This is a genomic window from Janibacter sp. CoH_79_TC_3 (genome assembly GCF_058197955.1).
In genome coordinates, this window is sequence record NZ_JBXWIV010000006.1 from 113,075 (window position 1) to 137,357 (window position 24,283).

25 protein-coding genes are annotated in these 24,283 nt (G+C 38.9%); 20 read left to right on the forward strand and 5 right to left on the reverse strand.

The window, feature by feature from the left end:
* The first annotated feature begins 90 nt into the window (after positions 1-90).
* A complete protein-coding gene (locus tag AC2FA3_RS07750) occupies positions 91-459 on the forward strand; it encodes a hypothetical protein (protein WP_490509097.1) in 369 nt (122 codons plus the stop codon).
* A 205-nt stretch (positions 460-664) separates the two neighbouring features.
* Here AC2FA3_RS07750 and AC2FA3_RS07755 read toward each other — a convergent pair whose 3' ends face one another.
* Positions 665-1,231: a hypothetical protein gene (locus AC2FA3_RS07755; RefSeq protein WP_490509098.1), complete on the reverse strand. Its 567-nt coding sequence runs from the start codon at positions 1,229-1,231 to the stop codon at positions 665-667.
* 182 nt (positions 1,232-1,413) lie between these two features.
* Here AC2FA3_RS07755 and AC2FA3_RS07760 point away from each other — a divergent pair, with 182 nt between their 5' ends.
* From AC2FA3_RS07760 to AC2FA3_RS07850, 19 genes are all read left to right on the forward strand, one after another.
* Complete coding sequence (locus AC2FA3_RS07760) at positions 1,414-1,752, forward strand: IS630 transposase-related protein (RefSeq protein ID WP_490509099.1); 339 nt, start codon at positions 1,414-1,416, stop codon at positions 1,750-1,752.
* Positions 1,736-2,251 carry an IS630 family transposase gene (locus AC2FA3_RS07765; protein WP_490509100.1) on the forward strand — a complete coding sequence of 172 codons (516 nt, stop codon included), beginning with the start codon at positions 1,736-1,738 and terminating at the stop codon, positions 2,249-2,251. Before AC2FA3_RS07760 ends, AC2FA3_RS07765 begins: the two co-directional genes overlap by 17 nt.
* Positions 2,217-2,564, forward strand: coding sequence for a tetratricopeptide repeat protein (locus tag AC2FA3_RS07770; protein ID WP_490509101.1), 348 nt, complete (start codon positions 2,217-2,219; stop codon positions 2,562-2,564). The genes AC2FA3_RS07765 and AC2FA3_RS07770 overlap by 35 nt, the downstream gene beginning before the upstream one ends.
* A gap of 407 nt (positions 2,565-2,971) precedes the next feature.
* A complete protein-coding gene (locus tag AC2FA3_RS07775; protein ID WP_490509102.1) occupies positions 2,972-3,991 on the forward strand; it encodes a WG repeat-containing protein in 1,020 nt (339 codons plus the stop codon).
* 51 nt (positions 3,992-4,042) lie between these two features.
* A complete protein-coding gene (locus AC2FA3_RS07780; protein WP_490509103.1) occupies positions 4,043-4,561 on the forward strand; it encodes a hypothetical protein in 519 nt (172 codons plus the stop codon).
* A 210-nt stretch (positions 4,562-4,771) separates the two neighbouring features.
* Positions 4,772-6,427: a WG repeat-containing protein gene (locus AC2FA3_RS07785; RefSeq protein WP_490509104.1), complete on the forward strand. Its 1,656-nt coding sequence runs from the start codon at positions 4,772-4,774 to the stop codon at positions 6,425-6,427.
* Between the two features lie 234 nt (positions 6,428-6,661).
* Positions 6,662-7,351 (forward strand): hypothetical protein, encoded by a 690-nt coding sequence (locus AC2FA3_RS07790; protein WP_490509105.1) that lies wholly within the window; start codon positions 6,662-6,664, stop codon positions 7,349-7,351.
* Positions 7,352-7,776: 425 nt separating this feature from the next.
* Complete coding sequence (locus AC2FA3_RS07795) at positions 7,777-8,220, forward strand: hypothetical protein (RefSeq protein ID WP_490509106.1); 444 nt, start codon at positions 7,777-7,779, stop codon at positions 8,218-8,220.
* Positions 8,183-8,902, forward strand: a complete 720-nt coding sequence (locus AC2FA3_RS07800; protein WP_490509107.1) for a hypothetical protein — start codon at positions 8,183-8,185, stop codon at positions 8,900-8,902. The genes AC2FA3_RS07795 and AC2FA3_RS07800 overlap by 38 nt, the downstream gene beginning before the upstream one ends.
* Positions 8,903-9,299: 397 nt before the next feature.
* Positions 9,300-9,851, forward strand: a complete 552-nt coding sequence (locus AC2FA3_RS07805) for a hypothetical protein (RefSeq protein ID WP_490509108.1) — start codon at positions 9,300-9,302, stop codon at positions 9,849-9,851.
* 535 nt (positions 9,852-10,386) lie between these two features.
* Positions 10,387-11,274, forward strand: coding sequence for a trehalose-phosphatase (gene otsB, locus AC2FA3_RS07810; RefSeq protein WP_201613243.1), 888 nt, complete (start codon positions 10,387-10,389; stop codon positions 11,272-11,274).
* Positions 11,271-12,848: an alpha,alpha-trehalose-phosphate synthase (UDP-forming) gene (locus AC2FA3_RS07815; RefSeq protein ID WP_490509109.1), complete on the forward strand. Its 1,578-nt coding sequence runs from the start codon at positions 11,271-11,273 to the stop codon at positions 12,846-12,848. Before otsB ends, AC2FA3_RS07815 begins: the two co-directional genes overlap by 4 nt.
* Positions 12,849-12,866: 18 nt before the next feature.
* Entirely contained in the window at positions 12,867-13,961 is a 1,095-nt protein-coding gene (locus AC2FA3_RS07820; protein WP_490509110.1) for a hypothetical protein, read from the forward strand.
* Entirely contained in the window at positions 13,949-14,809 is an 861-nt protein-coding gene (locus tag AC2FA3_RS07825) for a PIG-L deacetylase family protein (RefSeq protein WP_201542938.1), read from the forward strand. The genes AC2FA3_RS07820 and AC2FA3_RS07825 overlap by 13 nt, the downstream gene beginning before the upstream one ends.
* Complete coding sequence (locus AC2FA3_RS07830) at positions 14,793-15,524, forward strand: class I SAM-dependent DNA methyltransferase (protein ID WP_201542937.1); 732 nt, start codon at positions 14,793-14,795, stop codon at positions 15,522-15,524. The genes AC2FA3_RS07825 and AC2FA3_RS07830 overlap by 17 nt, the downstream gene beginning before the upstream one ends.
* The gene (locus tag AC2FA3_RS07835) at positions 15,521-16,195 is read left to right on the forward strand and encodes a glycosyltransferase family 2 protein (RefSeq protein WP_201542936.1); all 675 of its coding nucleotides are present in this window, start codon (positions 15,521-15,523) and stop codon (positions 16,193-16,195) included. The genes AC2FA3_RS07830 and AC2FA3_RS07835 overlap by 4 nt, the downstream gene beginning before the upstream one ends.
* A 71-nt stretch (positions 16,196-16,266) precedes the next feature.
* On the forward strand, positions 16,267-16,950 hold the full coding sequence (locus AC2FA3_RS07840) for a hypothetical protein (protein WP_490509111.1): 684 nt from the start codon (positions 16,267-16,269) through the stop codon (positions 16,948-16,950).
* An 82-nt stretch (positions 16,951-17,032) separates the two neighbouring features.
* Positions 17,033-17,323 (forward strand): hypothetical protein, encoded by a 291-nt coding sequence (locus tag AC2FA3_RS07845; RefSeq protein ID WP_201542934.1) that lies wholly within the window; start codon positions 17,033-17,035, stop codon positions 17,321-17,323.
* A gap of 702 nt (positions 17,324-18,025) precedes the next feature.
* The gene (locus tag AC2FA3_RS07850; protein WP_490509112.1) at positions 18,026-18,781 is read left to right on the forward strand and encodes a hypothetical protein; all 756 of its coding nucleotides are present in this window, start codon (positions 18,026-18,028) and stop codon (positions 18,779-18,781) included.
* A gap of 15 nt (positions 18,782-18,796) precedes the next feature.
* Here AC2FA3_RS07850 and AC2FA3_RS07855 read toward each other — a convergent pair whose 3' ends face one another.
* The 4 genes from AC2FA3_RS07855 to AC2FA3_RS07870 all read right to left on the reverse strand — a co-directional run bounded on the left by AC2FA3_RS07855 (position 18,797) and on the right by AC2FA3_RS07870 (position 24,205).
* Positions 18,797-19,768: a glycosyltransferase family 2 protein gene (locus AC2FA3_RS07855; RefSeq protein WP_490509113.1), complete on the reverse strand. Its 972-nt coding sequence runs from the start codon at positions 19,766-19,768 to the stop codon at positions 18,797-18,799.
* Between the two features lie 97 nt (positions 19,769-19,865).
* Entirely contained in the window at positions 19,866-21,068 is a 1,203-nt protein-coding gene (locus AC2FA3_RS07860; protein ID WP_490509114.1) for a hypothetical protein, read from the reverse strand.
* Positions 21,069-21,070: 2 nt separating this feature from the next.
* Positions 21,071-22,429, reverse strand: a complete 1,359-nt coding sequence (locus tag AC2FA3_RS07865) for a glycosyltransferase (protein WP_490509115.1) — start codon at positions 22,427-22,429, stop codon at positions 21,071-21,073.
* Between the two features lie 120 nt (positions 22,430-22,549).
* A complete protein-coding gene (locus AC2FA3_RS07870) occupies positions 22,550-24,205 on the reverse strand; it encodes a glycosyltransferase family 2 protein (protein WP_490509116.1) in 1,656 nt (551 codons plus the stop codon).
* Positions 24,206-24,283: the final 78 nt, after the last annotated feature.

Here is a 24,283-nt window from a genome sequence, read left to right on the forward strand (position 1 = left end):
CTGCTCTATAACTTGAATGATAGTGGTCACGGCTGGTAGTTCGATGCCTGTATAGCGCATCGATTAACATGATCCAGAGATAATAAAGTAATGATCAAACAAAAAAGTTTTAAACCTTATTCATCAAAAATATTACCAGTTGGATTCGTTTATCCTGCTGCTTACATCCAATTGACAAAAAATACAGAAGCAGTCAAGTCTGATGAATATTTTCAATGGTGGTTCTTAGACTCTACAACTGAAGGATCCAAACTATCATATAGTCTTAGAAACAATAAAATTAAGGATTTTAACTTAGTTCCATTCGCTCAAAACAGTGAATGGATGGCTTATTTTGATGGTGATGATTGTTCAGGTGATCCAAAAGTAATGGTAGTTGATATTACTGATTTGCCTTTTCATATGATATTTAAAAATTTTAATGAATGGCTTGCTAAAGCTGAGCAGGATTATTGGTGATAGCTGATCTTAATAATCTAACGCTTTGTACACCATGAAGTACACTGTGACTATTTCAGCGAGTTAAAACGTTGATACCATTACCCTACAGCCTAGTATTCAAGTCCTCACTAGGGAACCGGACTAGTGAAAGAAGATTACTGATTCGCCAGAGGTTTAGGCTAAAAACTTGGCTTTAAAAGGTAAATACAGGAGAAAAGTTAGTTTAAAATTGACTGTAGTCCACTTTAACGAGTTTAGATTGCTGAACCTTTTTTAGCTTGAATGTCTTGGTCTTTTCATTCCAAATGTTGACATAATAGGTGATAAGTTGTTTACCGGTGGTTTCGTTCACTTTCTCGCCTTCACAATTGCGGCTGATAAATAAGCGGCTATTAGGATAGAAAGCCAAACGCTCGTTGTCATCGAGTTCCGCTCCGTCTGCGAAGCATTCTGTGCCACTTTCATAAGGGGTGACACTATCCTCAGTTTCACCCAGTGGGATATCGTATACTTTGCCAGTACGTTTATCAATCATAGCCCCTGACACACAGCTTGTACCACAGCCCCAGGTCGTTACGATATAGTTACCGGCGAAGTTAATTTCACCATCTTTATGAGCTGCTTTTAGACGAGTACGAAAAGATCTCCAGTCACCTAATTTTAAGGGCGCTTGTTTACCGTTATAAATTTTAGCAGGGTATTTTTCAAAGCTGTAACCAGCGATGGTTTCAGCATGAGAGGTAGAGATACAAGCCAAGGCAAAACAAAGACAAGCCGCAAGCTTTTTCATAAAAATTCCTTTTTTAATAAGGAGCCAGTACAGAAAATAGAAATTATAGTACGGTAAGTACATTTGTTTAATTCTACATCAATTAAATTAAATAATTTTTCTAAAACTAATTATTAAAATATAGTCAATCTTAGATAAAACCGATACAATATTTATAACCAATTCATTTAATGAAATAAACGATGACCTATTCAATCGACTTTCGCAAACAAGTACTGCGTAGCATTAAAGACGGCATGACCATTCGAGAAGCAGCTAACTTTTATCAGCTTAGCACAAGCTCGATTCACAGCTGGCAGCAGAGCTTAGCTCCTAAAACCACCAGAAATAAAGCACCGACTAAAATATCAAATGAAGCCTTATTGAAAGATGTTGAGCAGCATCCAGACGATTATATGTACGAGCGAGCACAGCGTTTAGGCTGTAGTAAGTCAGGTATTGAAGCTGCATTAAAACGTCTTAGCATCAGTCAAAAAAAAGATCTTAGAACATCCAAAAGCCTGTTTGATAAAAAGAGCTAAGTATCTCAATCATTTAAATAATTATATGACTCAAGGCTATCCCATCGTTTATATGGATGAAAGCGGCTTTGAGGCTGAGACTATTCGCCCTTACGGCTATGCGCCGATAGGTAAACCTTGCATCGATCGCTACAACTGGCAAGCTAAAAAGCGTACCAACGTTATTGGGGCTCTGTATGAAAAGATGCTGTTTGCACTTGATTACTTTGAGCAGAATATTAACGGCAATATATTCTATGACTGGTGCAAAAATACACTGATTCCATGCCTTAAAACCAAATGCGTCATTGTCATGGATAACGCCAGCTTTCACAAACGTGTTCAAAGATTGCTTAATAGGCATGGTCACCGTTTGTTATTTCTACCACCTCATAGCCCTGAGCTGAACCCTATCGAAAAGAAGTGGGCTCAAGCTAAGTTTCTACGCCAAGGTTGGATGGAGAATAATCTACCTAAACTGTTTCATGATATGGGCTGTTCCAGTTTTATTGTGGATTGACTATATTGGTTTATATCAATCAAAAATTGGAGATATGTATCTTAAAGGCAAAGGCATCACTCAGAGTGATGCAAAAGCAGTTGAGTGGCTTAATAAGGCAGCCAATCAAGGTGGTGCTGCCGCTCAATATAGCCTTGGAGTGATATATGCCGAAGGCAAAGGCATCCCTCAAGATAATACTAAAGCGTTTGAATGGACTCAAAAATCAGCCAATCAATCAAGGGCATGCTATCGCTCAACGCAATCTTGGTGTAATGTAAGCCAAAGGAGAAGGCGTAAAACAGAACATCGTGTCTGCAAAAGAGTGGTTTAGTAAATCTTGTGATAAAGGCTATCAAGATGGTTGTGAGTATTATCAAAAACTCAATGAGTAAGGCTCATTCACCCGCTTTAGAAACCGATTTTCGGTCTTGTTGATGGTATAAAAGAATTATAAAAATGACGATCCATACGAATTGATAGTTACGACTGATAGTTTCGATTTAAACAAGAGATACTGTATAAAAAAGCCAGGTAACTTGAGTTGCCTGGCTTTTTTTGCATCTATAGCTTTTATCTAAAAGATAGCTTAAGGCTTAGGTAATAAATAACATATATATTGATATATGAATAAAAGTTGATTACTATTGTTGCCTAAATTTAATACCCTTATTAGCAGTGTTGCATAGGCCAGTTTTTATCAATGCTATATCGCTTCCACACCTTATAATCGAGATTGAGATGAAAATATATAATAAAAAAACGACACTGGCTTTGGGCCTCTGTGGCGTATTTTTCACATTACCTGCTGTAGCTGCATTACAGAGTTTTGAGGTAGAGAATAACAATGATGTTAAATGTGGCTATAAAAATGATAACGGGAAGGTTGTTGTAGCTGCAAAATATTATGGTTGCGGTGATTTTTCTGATGGCATGGCGCGTGTCTCATTAATGAAAATGGGTACAGTTAAAGGTTACGATGGCGCTGAGGATTATGAAGACTACTTATACATGCAAGGCTATATCAATGAAGCTGGCAAATTGGTCATACCGATTGAGCATGAAGCGCCACTTTTTTATGGGGTGATTATTGACTATCGTGACTTTAAAGAAGGTTTGGTTGCCGTCTATAAAAACGGTAAATACGGCTATATGAATAAAACGGGTAAAATGGTCATACCTTATACTTACCAAACGGCAGGCGATTTCAGTGACGGTAGGGTAGTCGTCAGTAAAAACGATAAATACGGTGTCATTGATAAAACTGGTAAGACCGTAGTACCTTTTAAATTTAACTGGTTAGATGATTACTATGAAGGTTTGGCTAAGTATAACACCTCAATGCAAGGTGATGATGAGGGTAAGATTGGCTTCGTTGATAAGTCTGGCAATATAGCAATTCCTGCTAAATGGGATGAAGCCATGGAGTTCTCTGAAGGACTGGCTGCTGTAAAAGTTGGAGCATATAACAACGGCAAATGGGGTGTTATAGATAAAACTGGCAAGGTGGTTATACCGCCTAAATACGATAGGGCTTATATTGAGCCAATGGGAGATGCTGAAGACGTCGATGGTGGGCGCTATGAAGATGGAAAGTTAGATGTTTATAATTTGAACACTAAAGGCGCTAATGCATATAACGGTGGTTATGACAGTATCACGCGATATACCTTAGATCGCCAAGGTAAGGTACTCTCTAAAAAGACTTATGCAGACTGGAGTGAGATGGACCAAGAACGTTATCCGCAAAACTATCAGTGATTCTATAAAGGTTTGTAGAACCACCTAATCTAAATTAAGAGAAAGGTTATTATGTTAAAAAAAACGAGTCTGATGTTCGCGGCATCTTTAGTTATTTTGGGTCTATCCTCTACTTCCAATGCAGCACCTAAAACGAAATACGGTGTGACAGTGGTTGAATGTGAATTTGATTATGAGGATGAAGAGTTTTGTACCGATAGCCGCTTAAAAAGCTACGCAAAGGTGATAAAAGAGCGCAAGCCTAACTTCGATGGTAATAAGATTATTTATGTCTTTGAGACTAATGCCAAAGGTTATATGAAGACACTATATCGATTGGTTGTTATTGATCCTGCTAAGAAAAGAGTCGTGCCTTTTGGCTATGCGTTATCAGCTGCAACTGACGGTGAAGGAAAGGCGGTAGCCGTGAATAATAAAGGCGATACTATACATTACGACTTCAATCTTAAATCCAATCGTTTTTGTTTCTCTGGTGATATTGATGCCTATAGAATGTCTTCAGGTTATATGAATGAGCCTTTTTGCTTTAAATACGATAAGTCTGAACAAGGCTTGGTAAGAGAGTATTAGGTTCATTTTTATATACATCTTATAGATCAAAGGCTGTACGTCAAGTCAGCCTTTGCATACTGCTAAATCTAAAAGTGATAGTTATATGACTTCAGGAGTTTATAACTTTGACAACTGGAAAGACTATTAATCACAATCTCAGAAATTATTATCAAATATTTATATCAACCTCAAACTTCTAAATATCCCCACTTAACAAGGACTGTTGCATTGAAACCTATCTATCTACCCTTAGTTTTTAGCGTTCTCGCCCTATCAGGATGTAGTGACAAAAATAATGCTGAAGTGACGCCATCGTCAGTAAGTGAAAAAAAGGCAGTTGATACTGCAGAAGTTGAAAGTGATAAAAAAGAAGAAAAGTGCGTTATACCTGATGTAGAGGGCTATGACCTAGTCGGTTGCTTAAGAGATGGGCTTGCAGGGGTCATTAAGCAGAGTAATGATGAATATGAAAAAACCAATAGAGTAGGCTATATCGATAAAGACGGACAATTAATTATTCCGTTTGAGTTTGATGCGATAGTGGCAGGAGAGGGTGGAGAATCGTTAGAGTTCAATGACTTTTCAGAAGGCTTAGCTGCTGTCAGTAAAAACGATAAATATGGTTTTGTTGACACTAAGGGTAAGGTAGTCATAGAGCCAAAATACGAGTGGGCAAGCAGTTTCTCTGACGGACTTGCTATTGTGAGTACTGAAGGTTTGTATGGTGCTATTGATAAACAGGGTAAAACCGTTATCCCGTTTGAATACCAAGCTTTAGCCGATTTCCATGATGGATTCGCCACCGCAGCTCGTCCACCTAAAGATACGGAAGATTATGAAAGTAAATACGGACTGATTAATAAAAAGAATGAGGTGGTCATACCCTTTATGTATGAAAGTATGGGCAACTTAAGTGAGTCGCTCATCGCTGTTAAGAAGGACAGTAAATGGGGTTATGTTGATACTAAGAACACAGCAGTTATCCCAATAAATTTAAAGTATGAAACAGTCAATGATTTCTCAGATGGATTAGCTGCTGTATTTAACTATGAAGAAGACAGTGACAACCTTAAATACGGATACATTGATAAGACAGGTAAGCTTGTAATTCCAATGCAGTTTATCAAGGCTTATTGGGATGATAGTGAAGGCATCATAGATTTTAATAACGGCATTGCTCTTGTTAATGAGCAAGGAGGTCGGAAATTTTGTATCGACAAAAAGGGTGCTGAAACTCCATGTCCAGATGGGGTAGGTGATCGTTATGACCAACTCACGGATGAAGATACCGAAGTAGAGAGTGAAGCTTCAGAAGCGAAAAGTTCTGGTGCCCCACAATTCATCGCCATAACTGATTATCTCGCTTTAAAACCTAATGAAAATTGGACATGGAATAAACTAGCGGCGATACCCTATGCGAAAGAGTGGCTTGAGAAAACCCCTGTTAAAAATGAGTATGAGCCTGAAGATCCAAACTATTCTATCAACGCTAGATTGAACGAAACAAGTTCGATGTCAGCATATGGTAATAAGAGCCGGCCAAATATTATTACTCTAGGTTCAAGTCAGGGTGTTATGGATGACAGCTCTCTTGGAGGTATTTACGAGCTTAATGATTTCTTTAATCAAAAAGATTTAACTCGCATTCCGTCTAACTGTGATGTTGATTCGCTTTTTACTCAAAAATTCTATAAATGGGAAAAGAAAGGATTTCAACCCTTGTATATTTATGATGCAGAAATGTCTGGTAATTCTGGCTCCGATAGGGAATTTGGTATTGCGAAAAGTTTAGAGGAGTTTTTTAAACCTGTGTATGAGCATGTAAACCTAGAACTACAAAGTGTTGATAACAATAACGATGATGTTACTTGTACTTTTAAATAGTGATAAATGTTCTTTTAATATTATGAGCAAGGATAGGTAAGTTTATATTTTAAAAGTAATGACTTACATATTCTATTCAGAAAAAAGGACGGTTACTTGCACTTATTAAGCCTCATACTCATCGAATAACCCTCTTAACGTCGTCAAGAGGGTTACTTTCAGCAAGCAATATTAGCGTTTTTAAGTAAAATCTTATCAGCTCAATAAATTTTTTAAAATAATCGAGATACAATTATGAATAAATACCTACTGGCATCACTATTTTTGGTACCGACGTTAAGCTTTGCGAGTAATTTTTCTGAAGTTTTTGATACACGCCCAGTGATACCAACCGTCGAAAAAATGCGTAACAATACTTGGACGTGGAAAAATTTTGCTAATTTGCCAAATATGGGAAAATTAGAACGGGATAGCGAAAATAAAAATCGTTATACAATGACGCAAACTATTCGTGAAGATAACCCACAAACTACGATTACTTTTTACGGTAGTAAAGAGCGTCCAGAAGTTGCAGTAATAGAATCTCGTACATGGGGAGCGGGCAATACCCAGAGCTCAAAATTCGTTAGACTGGATAAACTAAAAGGTAATATGCCATTAAAAAGTAACTGTAATTTTAAAGATGTCTCTACTAGCGACAGAGATGATGACGGTGAAGGCCATAGCTATGAAACAGGTGCATCAGTAGACTTTCAACAAGCTTATATGATGCCAAAAAATATCGCCTCACTCTCTCCTGCTAAAAATGACTTATATTTAGCCAGCTCTCAGATTGAGAGCTATGTGGTAACAAGCACATTTCAAACCCAAGGTTACACTATGTCTATAGTCACTCCTGAAAAAAATAAATTGGGTCAGTTTATTAATAAATATGGCTGGGACACCAATAGCAAAGGCAAAAAGATAACTTGTAATGTAAGTTAATTAATCCTAATTAATTTCGAAACCTTGTATTTATCAAGGTGAAAAAAGCCAGACAACCTAAGCTGTCTGGCTTTGAAATTTGAACGACTTATCTATGATTATGTTCCCGCCATACAGCATGCTTACATACCTCACAGCACCAACTGTCTTTTGAACGCATATACGGAATGTCTGCTGGTATTTGTAAAGGGCACACATAACCACAGTATTCGCATCGCACATCATCTGAATAAGCAAAACATTCACCGATTGTCTTGAACAGTAATTGAGGGCTTATTTTATACTTCTCACAGACGGTTTCAACATGCGCGATATAATCACTTTCGTTATCATAAGGCGACTTATCTGATGTTGCTCTGATATGGTTAATCAATGAAGCAAAAAATGCTGGAGTTGACTTTACTGTACCTAGTGCCTATCAGAAAGTGACCAACCCTATCGTTCATGATAGCGTTGCTGCATTGAAAGTATTGGGAATTAAGGTAGATATAGCTCAGTTTGATCTTTCAAGAGAGTTTCTATGGGCAGAGCAAAGCGTCAAAGTACCTAGCCAGTTTTTTACTCAGTCCCATCTAAAATTAAACTGGGTAAATACACTAGGTTTCCAAGCAGCGGGTGAGAAAAAATTTCAAGAGATAAAAGTAATTTCAGAAGCAATGGCGACAGCGAAGTCTTGTAACAGTGGTCAGCTGGTTTGTCTTGGTAAGTCTAAACAGCAATATCGAAAAGAATATAAAGCGCTGAAAGCAAACGATACTATTTTATATAACACCAGTAAGGCAGAGAAAATAAGAATAAACTCATACGTTCAATGGCTAAAGGATAAAAGCTATGCAATCGGCACTAGTAACAATTTATCAAATAATTAGGCAGCATATTCAGCTTATAAAGCGATTCAGCCTTTTACTGTTAAGCAGTATAACCTTAACGGCCTGCGCATCAACTAATGTAGAAGGTATAAGTGTAGATGGGGAAGATTCTTTAATAGTCATTAAAAATACGAGCATATTTAAGAAATGCAAGCCGAGACATCCATACGAAGATAATAATGCTGAGTATTTCGTCGGGGTAAGCTGTGTATTTGAAGGTAAGGCTCCTGATAAATTCACTATCACTTATGCCGTTTGGTTTGATGATGAAGAAGATACTAAACGATTTCAAGGGAAACAAATTCAAGTCAATGTTGAAGATAGCGATGTATCAGCAGTAAACTATATAACTATAGATGGTCAAGTTGTGTCTAGAACTGAATGGATAGCGCTTGGTAATAAAAACAGGAACCAAGCCATCGCGCAATTACCTGCCTCTGCATGGCAAACCTATACTGTCGATGTCAAAAGTACTTTAAAGAAATATGAAGGCAAAACGCCTAAGGGTAATCCTATGGGTATTGCTATACCAATTGGCTGGGGTATATATTATCCCAGTCTATTTCCGAATCTAAAAGATAGAACTTTAAGTTTAGATATACGTATAGATAAAGAAGGCAATGTTAAATTAAAAGAAGAGTACAGATGGGAGAATGAGCTGCCAAATAATCCTTATTCTTAGTCCTATAGTAGTATATTTGATGATTTATCAAAAGCCAAATACTTAAGAAATTTGGCTTTTTTAATGGATTAGTGCACCCTAAATTGGTTGCTAAATAAGGAAAGGTATATGAATAAAAAAACATATATCGGATTGGCTGCCGTAGTGTCAGTAGCGATCATTGCATTCATACAAACAGTGAACGCAGAAACAGATTTGTGGTTAGAGTTTTCGTCTGCAAATGAGTGATGAACCTAGATTAATAGCCCATTATGGACCTGGACCATGGATCAAGAAAGAGCATGTACGTGAATGCACCGCTAAAGGCAGAAAAAGAGAAGTAACTATACATTATTTCCATAGCGAATCTAACAAGAAAAATGTTGAACTTAAGTTTACAAAGAGGTAGGAGTTTATAATGAAAAAAACGCACTTAGAAGCAAGCTTTATACTGTCAGGTTATCTTTGTAAAGATTTAAATGTTAAAAACCTTGAATTATTTGTATATAAGAATGACGAGATGTTAGAAAGTATAATTGGTAATGAGAAATATCTTAATATCATACAAATAGATTATCAAGGTGAAAATCCATATTATGATTTTAATATAGAGATTATAAAAGCATGTGGTATAAAAAAATATTATTATCAAGTTGTTTATTTAATAGCAAAATATCATTTAAAATTAATATCCTTGACAGAAATACTTATTTTATTAGATGATTTAAGCGACGAACTGAATGGTAATTTAAACTATGACTACGATGGTAATAAAGTTAATGTATATAAATTACCTATTGATCTAGCTGGCTATAGTTCTGAGGTCAGTACACATGGAGAAGAATTCTATAGAGATAATGCAAACAAAGAGATATACAAACTATTAGATGCTGTAGATAAGGATAGGTCTCTGTATGATTATTATATTAGCCAGTTAGGTTTATATAATGAAAAATCAGATAAATACTAAAGAATTTGAAAGCAGTCCATTAATTAAAAATAAGCCCCATCAGCTATCAGACCCTTATCAAGATTACGGTAAACTGAATTACGCTCAAAAATCAAGTCACATGATTTGGGTAGATATGAGGATCTATCATTAAATAATCTCAAGTTAATTACAAATTGTTTAATGCTATTGGATGATTTTACTTATCAAAAAAGCTTAGAGGAAAAAGAGAAAGACAAGGTAAAGTATTACAAGAACTTCGAATTACAAATGAGCGCACTACGCAAGAAGCTAAGTGCCATTGAATCCCATACCATGTATAGCGGTCTTTTATAAGTGGCAACCGTGTTTAAGGAGTTACAGAACTCACGTTAAACAGCACACTCTGGTCACTAGATTTTTACTTGGGTTATGGCAAACTTCTTATTAGATTCAACTTTTTAAGAATATCATCCCTATAGGCATATATTAGAAATACAGCAACTCTTAACAGGTAGAATGTTTCATATTTAGGTGGTCTCAGCGCAAGATGGTCTCTTACTAACAAGGAAGAAACGTGACTTCAGCAAAAAGCCCCAGCATAAATGGGCGACCTATCTATATTCCACCAAAAAACTTTGCTGACTATTTATCCCATCAGCAAGGCTATTGTTTGTTTCTAGATATAGATGGCACATTAGCCGATTTCACATTGAATCCTAAGGACAGCGTTATCCCAACGTCAACCTTAACTCTTCTACAAAAAATACAAACCTATGGTGTAAAAATTGCTGCTGTGACAGGACGCAGTTTGGCTGAAGCAAGACAAATGCTGTCTCCTTTAACATTACCGATCGCAGCAACGCATGGACTAGAAATAGCGTTTGATGACAGCAGTGACCATAATGAGACAAACGTTGTATCTGTTAATATTATAGAACTTGCTGTAATAACAGAATCTATTATCCAATCTTGCATTCCCTTTGATGACTTCATCGTAGAAAACAAACCCTATTCTGTCGCCCTCCATTTCCGGAAAAACCCTGCTTTAGCTGATGCGGCTTATACCATCATGGTACAAACCTTAAAAAGTCATGATAACTGGACATTAAAATCCGGTAAATATGTTTGGGAGGTGGTGCCAAAAGGAGCAAATAAAGGTAGCGCCATTCTAGCTTTACTAAAAAAAGTGCAGAGTAATAAGAGTGTTTTTCCTATTTTCATCGGTGATGATATTACGGATGAAGCAGGATTTATGGCTGTACAAGGTGAAAGTAAATCGCTAGAAGACGAACCACAGTTAATAAAAGGGATGGGAATTAAGGTCGGTTGTGAGCCTACTCATGCCAATTACTACGTCCATGACACTCATGAGGTGACTGTTTTACTAGATAGCTTTTTAAGCTTCTGCCAACAACATAATGCGTTAGTAAAAGAAACGGTGAAAGTGAGACACGTGGTATGAGCCGCTTAATCGTCTTGTCTAATCGGGTTAAAATGCCTGATAACAACCCAATGGCAGGTGGACTTGCAATAGCACTGCAAGACGTATTAAACGGAAAATCAGTCGTTTGGATGGGCTGGAATGGTAGAATTATCGAGCGCTATAACGATGATTATACTAATGAATTTAGTAGTATCAAACAAACTGCTTTAGCAGACGCTGACGCGCCGTGTGCCAATACATTCATCATTTATATGACCACTGCACTTACCACTGAGCAGTATCAGCAGTTTTACTGCGGCTTTGCCAACAATGTACTGTGGCCATTATTGCACGAGCGAGTTGATTTAATTAGTCAAGCGCCAGAGGATTACGCAGGCTATCAAACGGTAAACCACCTCTTTGCTAAGCAATTAAAGAAGGTTATTGAGCCTGATGATGTGATTTGGGTGCATGATTATCATTTTTTAAGTGTGGCATATCATTGTAGGCAGCTGGGTATTTGCAATCGTATCGGCTTTTTTTTCCACATCCCCTTTGTCTCATTACCTTTCTGGCAATCACTTGATAAAAGCGGTGAGCTCATTAGGCATCTTGCTCATTACGACGTGCTTGGTACACAAACTCAGCAAGGTAGAGCCAATTGCTTTGCTGTATGTCATTATTATTTAAAAGATTCGCTAGTAAACGTCTTATATGCCACGCAAGGTTTTAGCACCTTTACTCAGTCAAAAAATACGCAAATTATGCTTAACTTAGGTCTAAATCATCCTCACTATTTGCGGATTGATGCTTATCCAATCGGCATAAATGTGACAAGAATACAGCAGAAAATTAGCCACTTATCCTCGCAATATGACAAAGCCAATCAGAATAAAAAGACCATAAAACCTGCTGCCCAAAAAATTATTGCGGTGGACAGAATCGATTACTCAAAGGGGTTGTTAAAGCGTTTTTCAGCATACCGCGATTTTTTACAGCAAAATCCTCTATACCAGAATCAGCTGACGTTATTACAAATTGCCTGTCCTAGTCGCTTAGATTTGACTGCTTATCAACACCTCTATAATGATGTGAAAACTGCTATTAATGATGTTAATCAGCAGTTCTTATTCAGTAAGTGTAGAAATGATATTTCTGAAAATGAGAATATTATGAGTAGTTGGCAAGCTATCAACTACTGCGAAAGCGTCATAAGCCACGAGACACTAATGACAATGTTTTGGCAGAGTGATATCGGTTGGGTTAATTCGCTTAAAGATGGTATGAACTTAGTTGCCAAAGAGTATATTGCGGCTCAAAATCCTGACGATCCTGGCGTGTTATTGCTCTCACGTTATGCTGGGGCAGCTGAGCAAATGCAAGCCGCGGTCATTATAGATCCATACCAGCCAAAAAGTATGACAGAGGGTTTAGGGATTGCTTTGAGAATGCCGTTAGATGAGCGGCAGTCGCGCTATCAGTCATTACTGCAAGGACTACAACAAAATGACTTACAGGTTTGGCAGCAGAATTTTTTAAATGATTTGTATGATGTAAAAGGGCATCAAACAGATATTTCGCAATCTGTTACAGCCCAAATGTCTGACTCATAAGAATAATTAGGAGGCCTCATGTTACTGCTAAATGCAAAAAATTCTTTATTATCAGAGATGAAAGCCAGTATAGAAAATATCTTACGGGTTGATAATCAAGCTACTAGTACGCTTAGCTTAACTGATGCCTTACGTCATGATATTTTAAAAACCTTAATCACCTATAGCGATAAAATCCCGCATCCTGCAAGTGGTGCTAGCCCTGTAAATGGAGAAGTCTCAGGTACGTTGAGCCGTTGGCAAATTTTGGCTTATGTAGCAGGGATTGATTTAACGATTGCAAAATGGTTTGAGTCGCATTTAGACGCTCTAAGCATTTTACATGAGATAGGCTATACTAAAGCGAATCAAGGGTTATGGGCTGTTTGGGGAGCAGAAGGTAATCCTATACGTTATGAGCAAGGAAAAGTCAGCGGTATCAAAGCGTGGTGCTCAGGGGCCAATATGGTAGATCATGGACTCATAACGTATCGTAATGCTAATGGCCACGCGCAATTGCTTGTCGTAGATATGAGCCAATCAGGTATTGAGATTGATAACGAACAATGGCAAGCGGTAGGGATGCAAGCCACTGATACAGCGATATTACAGTTTCATGAAGTAGCAGCCGCTCAAGTTGGGACAGCCAATGCCTATCTAGAACGGGTAGGATTTTGGCATGGGGCAGCAGGGGTTGCTGCTTGTTGGTATGGGGCAACCGCTTATCTAGCAGACTATTTAATCAGCGCCTATCAGCAGAAACCAAACGATTATAAAGCCATGTATTTGGGTCAAATTAGTACGGCATTGGCAGTCACTCAGCAGTATTTTCATTATGTGGCTGATTTAATAGATAGTCAGCCACAGCTCAGCCATGAGCTTGCTATTCGTCAGTTAAGATTACAGGTTGAAAAAGTCGCTCGCCAAGTAATGGAGGTTATCGGACAGGCATTGGGAGCAGCGCCATTTTGCCGCCATGCCCATTTTGCAAGATTGTCAGCGGATCTGCCCGTGTTTATCCGCCAAAGCCATGGCGCTTTTGATATGCAAAAAATCGGCGAGTTAGCTGGCGCTTTATCCAATGACTTATCCAATGACTTATCCAATGGGCAGAACAATATATGGCACCTATAATATCTAAAGAGGCTATAAAACGTATAAAAAAAGACGTCGCCGTCACGCATGCTGAAAGGCTTAAAAGCAACCATCCGATTGTGGGTAATCGTGTTATTGAAGGCGATGGCACCAGTCAAGAAGCTTGGCAAAATTGGGTAGGGTTGCAAGATTTGCCTCGATTTGATATTGCAAAAAGCTTTGCCCCAAATCAAAGAGTCTGCATCTTCGCCCCGCATCCTGATGACGAAGTGCTAGGCTGTGGCGGTCTGTTGCAACAACTGGCCGCGAATGGCAATCCTATTGTTCTTATTCACGTGACCAATGGCACACAAAGTCATCCGAACTCGCAAATTTATTCTCAAGAAAGCCTTGATACTATCCGACCACAAGAAAGTGTTAAAGCCCTGGAAGTATTAGGCATTGCTCACCAGGTTACGACTATTGCTTTAGACTTAACAGATGGTAATGTCTTTAGCCAACAAGATCAGTTTCAGCAAAGATTAACCTCTATTATCCAGCCTAACGATGTTTTAATAACGCCTTTTATGCGCGACGGTCATCCCGATCATGAAGCAACCGGGCTAGTGGTTGCCTCATTTGCCAAGCAGTATCATTTAGCTTGTTATCAAGTATTAATTTGGGCATGGCATTGGGCAAAACCTGCTGATAATCGTATCCCTTGGCACCATGCTATCAGAGTAGATTTAACCCCTGAGCAACTACAACGTAAAATAGAGGCCATTGCCTGTTTTAAAAGTCAAATTACTGCGGATGAAAGTACGGGAAACCCTCCCATTTTATCCGCGCAAACGATTGCTAGAATCAGCCAACCTTGGGAGGTTTATTTGTATGAATCATACCTCTAAAAATAGCTTAGCTGACGTGAACCAATATGGTGGCTATTCCGAATCGTATTTTGACGCGTTATATAAGGATAATACCGATCCATGGCAGTATCAAACTCGTTGGTATGAAAAACGCAAACGTGATATTTGCCTGGCGATACTGCCACAATCTCAATATAACAATGCTATTGAATTGGGCTGCGGAAACGGCGTGCTTAGTGAGTTATTGGCTCAACGTTGCCTGGCATTAGTGAGTATCGATGGTAATCAACGGGCAGTGCAACTTGCTAAAGCGCGCTTGGCAAAAGTGTCTCATGTTAAGGTCATTCAGGGTGTGATTCCTAATAAATTATTGACTTTAAAAGATGCCGTTATAGAGGCTTATCCTTTATCAGGCAGTACGTCTACTAACAAGTCACCCTTTGATTTAATTGTCATCAGCGAGATTTTATATTATTTACCACCCAATGATATTGACACAGTGATCGCTTGGACTGAGCAAAACCTTGCTATAGGCGGTACGTTACTGTGTTGTCATTGGCGTTATGCTATCGATGGATTTACCATGACAGGTGAGACCGTGCATCAGCGCCTGCACCATGCTTTTAACCTTACAAGTAATGACAAGCATCAGGTTGCATTCACTCATCAAAGCCAAATGGTAGACAGCGATTTTTTACTAGACGTCTGGCAGCGTTGCCAAAGTTCGGTAGCTATGCAAGAAAAACTGATATGAAAATCGGTATTGTGATTCCTGCTCATAACGAGGCGATGACTATCGCCAAATGCTTGGCATCAGTACAATCTGCTATCAAGCAATTACCATCAACAATCAAAGCGTATCCGCTAGTGGTGCTGGATAGCTGCACCGATGATACGCAGTCCATTGTTAAAGCCGCGGGCGTTGATTACCTATGCTGTGATTATCAATGTGTGGGACAAGTAAGAGACATTGGTATTCGTCATGCGATCGCAAATGGGGCAATATGGCTTACCTGTACAGACGCTGACTCAGTGGTAACTGTGGATTGGCTAGCACAGCAGATTGAACATATTAGCCACCAACCGACAGATATGATTTGCGGGGTGGTAGACGTTGATAGCTGGGCACATTTAACCGCGCAAACTCGTGAAGATTATATTGCTCATTACCAAGATAAAATGGGACATCATCATATCCATGGAGCAAATTTAAGTTTTAGCAGTGAGGCTTATTTGGCTGTTGGTGGCTTCTCCTCTTTACCTTGTCATGAAGATGTAGATTTGGTCGGAAAATTTGAAGCTCAAAGCTATGCCATTACTTGGAGCAATCGCGTTCGCGTGATGACCAGTAGTCGGTTGCAAGCTCGAGCGGATGGAGGTTTTGCAGCATTTTTAAACAATTTAGAACAAAACAATCTACATTAAGATACGCAATATAAGATTGCGCTGACTTATCATTGAGTGTAAATATACTTCAACAATAAGGATTATAAATCATGTCAGATAAGCCTACTAGTAACGATAATATCAAGAATGCTTTAGAGTCTCTTGAGAATACAACAGAAGCGCCTTCAAATGATGGAGTAACGGGTGTTGAGGTCTTAAAAGGCGATACGGTAATGTATGAAGACGGTGACTTTGAAGATTACAATGCGGAAAAACAGGCTGACTCTACCAAAGACGATGACCCTACCAAAGACGATGACTCTGCCAAAGACAATGACCCTACCAAAGACGATGACTCTAACAAAGACGATGAATCTAACACAGATGATAAGCATGGTATGACGATAGCCAATATCTATCAATGGGCGTCTAAACTTAAGGATGATTTTATCTCTGATAAAGAGGGGAAATCTGATTCCAATGACAAAGAGACATCTAGTAAATCTGATCAAGATGACAAGCACAGTGCAACAATAGCTAATATCTATCAATGGGCGTCTAAGCTTAAAGATGATTTTACCTCTGAAGCCTTTAGTATGACGCACGAAGTTTCTGAAAAAGCGGTTGCTATGATGCTTAATAGGCTTCTGGACGCTGCAGAGGCTGAGCTAAAAACCTTTGATAAGAACGCAGAAGACTCTAAAGAGCCAGTGCCCAATGCCACAGACGAACGTAGTAAAATTACTGATAAAAAAGATAAATACCAAAGTATGCTCGACCAACTACGAGGCTAATTAGCACTTTACTTTAATTTTACTTAAGGACGTTGAGATGAAGATAATAGAATTAAACGTATCATGACGTACAGGTCTTCTTATGGCGTCCTTAGCCGCTATTATGAGCATAAGTGCTTGTGGTAGTAAAAAAGAGGACGCTAGTACTCAATCAGGCGACGCCATAGGAACCACTCAAGGTTCAGAAGTTGAAGATGCAGCCTCTCAAGAGGGTACGCTGTCACCGACAAACGATACTAATGTGGATACTGTTACAGACTCTACTGCTAATTCTAGTGATGGAACAGGCATAATGAATCAGTCAGGGTCTACATATAGTATGGGTAATGATGAGCCAGACAATCATACTGACGAGAATCCAAACTTAGATTAAACAGCGGCAGACGGTGTGCAGTAGCATTCTAAATGATTATAAAAAGACGGCGCAACCTATACAAGTACGCTGTCTATATAGTTCACAAGTATTTTTTAAAATTAAATGGCTTTAACACGCTGAGTGCTAATCAATAAGAAAAAATTAATAAGTTGCCGTGAATAAAGATAAAAAGAAAGTAGATTGGTGATTTATAAGATTAGGCTCAGTGATCCAATGTTAGGTGTTTAAATAAAATGCCTAGCATTGGATTTTTTATTTTTTCTTGATTAGTTATTGCTTATTCTCCCGTCAGGCAGTAAAAAGCGGTATGCAGCTTTCTAGGAAAATTCCATGTTAATAGGTTTAACAATACTTTCGTGTCTTCAAATCAGTGATTTTGCTGTCTAAATATATCATTTTGATCACAAGAATTATTTGGTGGTGTTCTAAAAAGTATGCTGGCGATAGAAGTCCATAAGAAATCTATGCTAAGTTCTCTGATTCTATAGGGCTTTCAAGGCTTCAAAAATTGTTCAAATTTTAATCAGCATACTTTTTGACACACCACCAATTATTTTAATACTCATATTTTTAGTATGTAATCTGTTCGTCAATGAGTATAAATAAGATTGTATCAAAGTCTATTAAACAAGTTGGTATAGTTAAAAATTATGATTCAATACTTGAAAAAGTATTTCGTTATCAGGTGGGAGTGAATGCGTGTCTAATAAAATAAGTAAAGAAGAAGCTGCCTTTGCAAGTTTGCCACTTAACATTCAAAATGCCCTAGAGCAAAAAAATAGAATAGTATTTATCGCCAATAATCCGTCTATTAGCACCACGCAACTTGAGCAGCTGTTGGAACCTGATGATGTTTTAGTATTGTTTAATTATTTCATACACGCCGATTTTTTTGCTAACCATCCGTTAACTAGTAAATTGCCTAAATTATTATTTTTTCGGCAGATTGGCGACAGTAAACTGCATTTTGGCTTGCCACCTAGAAGTAATAACGTAGCAGTAATGAAGAGAATGGCAAAGGCTGCACCATTAGGTATATTGCTGAGCAATCAGCCTTACCAGTTTCCGTTACCAAGTGATGATCCAAACCCTGACGATGATCCTATTACTTCTGACCGAATACTCATTATTCCACCAGTGGTGGAAGAGTTATTACAGAACGATAGCTACCATAGAGTACTGTCCGAGTGTCATCCGGTCGTTGCTGATTACCCTTACTTTGGCGATATTCATTCGTCAGCACCGTCGTCCGGGTTTTTGTTATATCGATTGCTATTAGCCGCTCGAGAACATCTACAGTTGGTGCAAGAATCAGATCTGCCACTACAACTATTAATGATAGGTTTTAATGATAATGATAAAACTGCCCATTTTTGGCACGGGCATAACTGGGGTTTTGAGCGCCGCGAAATGAGTGCGCCGCCGCAAAAAGTAGAGGTTATTCGTCAGTATTGAGCATTAACTAAAAATTTAAACATAGGGTGCATTAGGGCAGTGTGCTTGCTCTATCTCATGAGCGCTAGGTTTTCGTAACACAACTATCGGCGTCGACTGTACCACTGTCCAACAAATAAGTCCTATATTTGAAAATTGCTTAAGCCACCCCTCCATTGGCCAGTGCTGCCATTTCTCATAAAAACGATTGGCATTGATGACAATGCTATCTAGATGATTAAGAGGTGGCCGATAGACGCTATGCTGCTGATGGTAAACAATGTCAGCCGTGAGATAAAAGTCGATATCTAATTTTCGCGCAGTAAAAGCAAAATCAGTATCTTCGGCGCCATAACCGATGTATTGAGTATCAAACCCACCTATATGCTCAAACTGTTGGCGTTTAATAGCAAAGCATAAACTCCAAAACGCACCGTAGTCATCGGTCTGCTCAATAACCGTCTGCTTTATTGATGTGGCAATGTAGTCGGCCTCATTAAAATTATAACGATAAGGGTTATAAACAGACAGTTTATTTAAAAAGCAGGTGGTTAGTGAACGATTTTCTAACTTTAAGCTTTCCATATCTGACAAAGGTCGCGTGAGATAGCGCGGTTGGCCCATTAGTAAGGCATCAGGATATCGTTGTAATTTAGCGATTAATTGCTCAATAAACGTCGGTGCTACTATACAATCAACATCTAAAAAAATGAGTGTGTCATGAGTAGCATGCGCCGCGCCGATATTACGATTGTGCCCAATATCAAAACCAGCTTTATTTGATATATTGACCGCTGCTTCAATGGTGGTAGGAATTTTTAAGATATTTAAAGAAAATTCAGCCAAACGTTTGGAGTCTGCATCGTCATTGACAATAATGACCTCATCTGGCTTTACGCTACCGTTCATAAGGCTGCTAAGTAGATTATAAAGATGGCTATTGCGGCCGTAACAGGTGGTGATAACCGTTACTGGCACATGGTCAGTACCATCTTTAGCAGTAGACATGGATTTTATGCTCATCAGTCGTCACAGCCTCTTTATCATTTTGTTTTTTATAATGCGTTTAATATTATTGAGAGTTTGTTTATTATTGTTGAAGTTATTAGTAGTCAGGATTTAACTCAAGTTTGGGAAGTAACCACTTTTCGAACCAAGCTTTGGTCGTTGGATATTCAGTCGTACTATCCATAAATTCTTGGGCACCAGTTAAACAGTCTTTGTTGCGATATGCGTTACTAGACTTTGACACTGACTTGGGCTGTACTTTATTTGCCGATTGTCCATTCGGGTTAGTATGAGTTTGTTTATGAGACAGCAAGGTTTTAAATTGCTGCCAGCTCAATGCGCGTTCTTGGTTTATTAATGCTTGCGCCATCACTTCTTGCTCTTGATGCGGACGGTCATCAGGCAAAACCACGAGTGTCGTACCATAATCATAGGCTTGCGCAACTGCGTTCAAACCACAGGCCATCAGTAGATAATCACTATGTTGTATAAACGGTGTGACATCATTTATTTGCGCAGCAATATCAACGTGGCATCGCATGTCATCGTTTATAGGACCAAGTGATATGATAAAGGCGTTGGGTAATAGGCGGCGCAACTCCGGTAATTTCATGTCAATGGCCTCATGTCCGCCGTAGCCCTTAATAACGGTAATGATAGTAGGCGCATCTTCTTCCCAGTCTTTTAGATTTAAAGTATTTAACTTCTCTAGTATTTTTATGAACTCATGATAAGTTAGCTCTTTTTGCTGCGCAGTATTAATAAAATCAAGGTATAGCGTTTTTTTACCTACCCATTCAGGTGTCATAGTAGCCTCTAGTAGACGAGGATAAGGGGCTAGTAAGGCAAGAGCGCCAGCAAAGGCATTGAGATGCGGGGTATCATCACGAATACCAGGAAGTCTGATATAAAGATAAGGAATACTGGCAGCGCGGCAAAGCATCGCCACTTCAACACTCACATCAATAATCATCAAATCAATTTTACACTGATAAATTGTATCTAGTATTTGATGGCTGCGCTTTTGAATATTGCTATTACCGACAGGCGAGTAATGGAGGCTGTCTGGTTGCCAATGTTCTCCTGCGCGCCCTTTTAGCACATCATCTGCACACTCATCTTCTGCTTGCAGCCTTACAATTTGTGTTTCATCAACAGCGGTAAAATTATAATCATCTCGGCTTAAGCTCGTAAATACTATTAACTGTCTTTTTGCATCCACCGGTAATAGCGCCGCAAGTTTATCAATTTGACGGCAGTGTCCTGAGCCGTGATGATGTGCGTAGTAGCCAAGACGCATATTCAATGGTCCTCAAGGTTCATAATGATGGAGCGATCGCTTGAAGTATGGTTTAATTTAAGATTTGAACTCGTTGACGAATTTAACTTATCATTACGGGTAAATGAACTCTGTGCCAGATGTTCATTTCGTGAATTATCAAAGCTCTTTTTTGCCTGTCTTTCTCTTACTGCCGCTTTATATAGTGCAAGATATCCTTCTACCATCGCTGATACTGAGCAAAACTGTAAAGCACGTTCGCGGCAAGCCTGACGTGATATGTGTTTAATCTCAGAAAAAGCCTTTATAAACGCCTCTTTATCTTCCTTAGCAACGATAATACCTGTACTAGGCGTGACGATTTCAGCGCTTGCACCCACATCAAAACCAATCACCGGTGTGCCACACGCCAAGCTTTCAGCTAGTGTCAGTCCATAAGGCTCATCCCAAGTGCTGGTAAATAGCATGGCAGTTGCTCGGTGTAAATAATGATTTACATCTTCCTTAATCACATGACCGACGTAATCAAACAGCTTTTTCTGACCATTTTGACCGTCTTGAGATAGTAGAGGTGCCACCTGTTGATCAAAGTACTCTTCATTACTTTTAGGTCCGGCAATAATGAGTTTTTTTCCAGCTGCCATACAATAATGCATGGCCAAATGCGTGCCTTTTTCGGGACAGATACGTCCGTACCAAAAATAAACCTCGCCATGCTCCCTAATTAAACTATCCGTAGGCTCAGTATTAGCTATAAAGGATTCAACATCGATGCCGTTATAAACGACATGTGAGGGAACGAACTCAGAAAAAAGCCGCTGTTGGTGTTTGCTGATGGCGGTAAACTGGGTGCTTGTCCCATGACGTAACGTCAGAAGCGCCAGACGCAACTGCGGAAAAATAGGCGTATGAAAAGTAGTGAAAAATCGAGCACCAAACGCTTGACCTGTCATCATCGGTATATGGTGTAGACTGTGATTATGCACGATATCAATTTCACTGCGTGCATCACGTTCAATAATGTCGCGCAGTACACGTTGATAGACCAAGTACTGGTACATCTCCTCTCGGCTCATGCCTAGCGCTTCATGTTCATTATCATAGACAGTTGCATCAAACTCAGCTCGGGTTAGCATTGGAACTAAGGTTGCTTGCGTTCGACTGTCTTTGCTGGCATAAAGCAGTACCTCATGACCTTGAGCAACAAGCTCATCACAGATGAGTTGCGTAATCATCTCAAGTCCACCTGCGTAAGGCTGAGCAATAGGATATAAACAGTGTGCAATGATTGCTATACGCAATGGTTTATTGGTTATTACGATAGAGCGTTTATTATTAGCATCAATAGAGCTTACATAGCCAACAGAAAGAGCGAAAGACATATAAACCTCAAATAAGAATAGCGATTATTTTAAATTGGCAAGAACGACAGGTTTTTATACACACAAATTATTAAAAATATTTCTATAACATCGGTTTTCAAAAATAGATCATGTTTAAGATCAAGAATTAGTAATTTTTTTGTTTTCAAATACCGTTTCAATCTTAGACGGTCTTAGCGGTTTGTTTTGTTTTCTAGCCTGCGCGACCGCAGGTTTAGACTTGATACTAATGCTGTTAAGTTTTTGCTCTGTAACAGCAAAGTTATCAAATGCCACTTTTGCTGCAGCGATTTTTAACAGGCAAATCACCAAAGCACAGACAAATAATACTGGAGCATAAAGAGGGGAGAAAGGCGCTACTACAAGCGCTGTAATAATATTGAGGACCAAAAGCAGCTTGGGTAATGCTGCTATATTTGCTTGCCATAAAGAGTGACGAGTATGAATATGCTCATGCTTTGGCGTGCATATAAATGGTTTTTCACTCCCCCATATAACGGGTAACCACGATAGCGCCCCAAGTTCCCAAAAATTCAAATGCATCAACCATGCTCTCAAACGCATTTTCATAGTTGATTGATAGTTTTTATTCACTTGCTTATTAAGCGGCGACTGATCCTGTAAGTATGCCCATAAACGCCTAACAAGAAAAACCATATAACTTGCATATACAAGGTATAAAGGCATAAGTAGAGACAACTCGTTTTTAATATCAAAAAGTGTAGGAGCAAAGAGCGTACTTGAGATAATGAGTAGTGTACAGATTTGCAGAAAAATAAAGAAACCAGTGAGGTTTACCCAAGCGCTGAGTTGAGAAAAGTGTGCACGCGCATAGGCTAGGCGTTCGCAGACACCTTTTGCTTTTGTGCTATTGAAAGTGGATTCATTAAGAGGGCTAACAGGAATCGACGTTTGACTTCTCTCCACACATTGTTCGTGCATTGAGGACGTAGCTATCGAGAAGTAGTTGTTTATTACTTGCATATTCCCATAGATCCAGCGTCGACGTTGGGACATTAAGTCATTCAGCGTATTGGGTAATAAACCGGTGGCAATCACTTTGGGTATGAATTGACTACGCAAACCTTGTTGGTGCATCAGAACACCCATCTGCGCATCTTCAGTAATCGATGCCCCTGACCAGCCACCTAAGCTTAAAAGATCTGATCGGCGTATCACCGCATAAGTTCCTGTTGATAACGCACGCTTGCGATTAAAAGGACGGTACAAGTGCTGATTGAAATAGTGGTTTAATTCGCTATGAATATCTATTTGTCCAACGTTACGGTAAAACTGTGGAAACTGAAGTAGAGTGTGAGCAGGATACTTTTCGATAGCGTCAGCTATCGATACTCTAGCGTGTGACAATGCCTGATAATCACTATCAACGACGACAATATGCGTACAATCTGGGCTCATTAATCCTAATGCTAAATTTAATGCACCCGCTTTAAATCCTTCTACCTCGTCAATATGATAAAAATATACCTGTAGCTCAGGATCTAAACTGGCACAAAATGCTGCCAATGGTTTATACATGGATGTGTCAGTATTATTATTATCAATAATAATAATTTCATCGCAGTCTTTTTTTATCGAAAGGAGGGATTGTATAGTGGCAATGACTAGTTCTGGTGGCTCAGCACATGTCATCAATTGAAAACTTAAAGCAGCCGTAGCGACTTGTAAATGGTTTTTTTTTACGTCATTATCTACAGGATAGCTATTTATAGTTTCCCACCCTTTTACATACTCCAAACCTTCTTTAGTACACATTTGAACCGCCCCGGTATTGTCGGAGACCTAATATTCTGAGAGAATACGACAATGAAAACACGACATTATACTCCTGAG

Coding starts and splice junctions, on each gene's coding strand:
- AC2FA3_RS07750 (WP_490509097.1), top strand. CDS start 91: ATGATCAAACAAAAAAGTTTTAAACCTTATTCATCAAAAATATTACCA.
- AC2FA3_RS07755 (WP_490509098.1), bottom strand. CDS start 1,231: ATGAAAAAGCTTGCGGCTTGTCTTTGTTTTGCCTTGGCTTGTATCTCT.
- AC2FA3_RS07760 (WP_490509099.1), top strand. CDS start 1,414: ATGACCTATTCAATCGACTTTCGCAAACAAGTACTGCGTAGCATTAAA.
- AC2FA3_RS07770 (WP_490509101.1), top strand. CDS start 2,217: ATGATATGGGCTGTTCCAGTTTTATTGTGGATTGACTATATTGGTTTA.
- AC2FA3_RS07775 (WP_490509102.1), top strand. CDS start 2,972: ATGAAAATATATAATAAAAAAACGACACTGGCTTTGGGCCTCTGTGGC.
- AC2FA3_RS07780 (WP_490509103.1), top strand. CDS start 4,043: ATGTTAAAAAAAACGAGTCTGATGTTCGCGGCATCTTTAGTTATTTTG.
- AC2FA3_RS07790 (WP_490509105.1), top strand. CDS start 6,662: ATGAATAAATACCTACTGGCATCACTATTTTTGGTACCGACGTTAAGC.
- AC2FA3_RS07800 (WP_490509107.1), top strand. CDS start 8,183: ATGCAATCGGCACTAGTAACAATTTATCAAATAATTAGGCAGCATATT.
- AC2FA3_RS07805 (WP_490509108.1), top strand. CDS start 9,300: ATGAAAAAAACGCACTTAGAAGCAAGCTTTATACTGTCAGGTTATCTT.
- AC2FA3_RS07815 (WP_490509109.1), top strand. CDS start 11,271: ATGAGCCGCTTAATCGTCTTGTCTAATCGGGTTAAAATGCCTGATAAC.
- AC2FA3_RS07820 (WP_490509110.1), top strand. CDS start 12,867: ATGTTACTGCTAAATGCAAAAAATTCTTTATTATCAGAGATGAAAGCC.
- AC2FA3_RS07825 (WP_201542938.1), top strand. CDS start 13,949: ATGGCACCTATAATATCTAAAGAGGCTATAAAACGTATAAAAAAAGAC.
- AC2FA3_RS07830 (WP_201542937.1), top strand. CDS start 14,793: ATGAATCATACCTCTAAAAATAGCTTAGCTGACGTGAACCAATATGGT.
- AC2FA3_RS07835 (WP_201542936.1), top strand. CDS start 15,521: ATGAAAATCGGTATTGTGATTCCTGCTCATAACGAGGCGATGACTATC.
- AC2FA3_RS07840 (WP_490509111.1), top strand. CDS start 16,267: ATGTCAGATAAGCCTACTAGTAACGATAATATCAAGAATGCTTTAGAG.
- AC2FA3_RS07845 (WP_201542934.1), top strand. CDS start 17,033: ATGGCGTCCTTAGCCGCTATTATGAGCATAAGTGCTTGTGGTAGTAAA.
- AC2FA3_RS07855 (WP_490509113.1), bottom strand. CDS start 19,768: ATGTCTACTGCTAAAGATGGTACTGACCATGTGCCAGTAACGGTTATC.
- AC2FA3_RS07860 (WP_490509114.1), bottom strand. CDS start 21,068: ATGCGTCTTGGCTACTACGCACATCATCACGGCTCAGGACACTGCCGT.
- AC2FA3_RS07865 (WP_490509115.1), bottom strand. CDS start 22,429: ATGTCTTTCGCTCTTTCTGTTGGCTATGTAAGCTCTATTGATGCTAAT.
- AC2FA3_RS07870 (WP_490509116.1), bottom strand. CDS start 24,205: ATGTGTACTAAAGAAGGTTTGGAGTATGTAAAAGGGTGGGAAACTATA.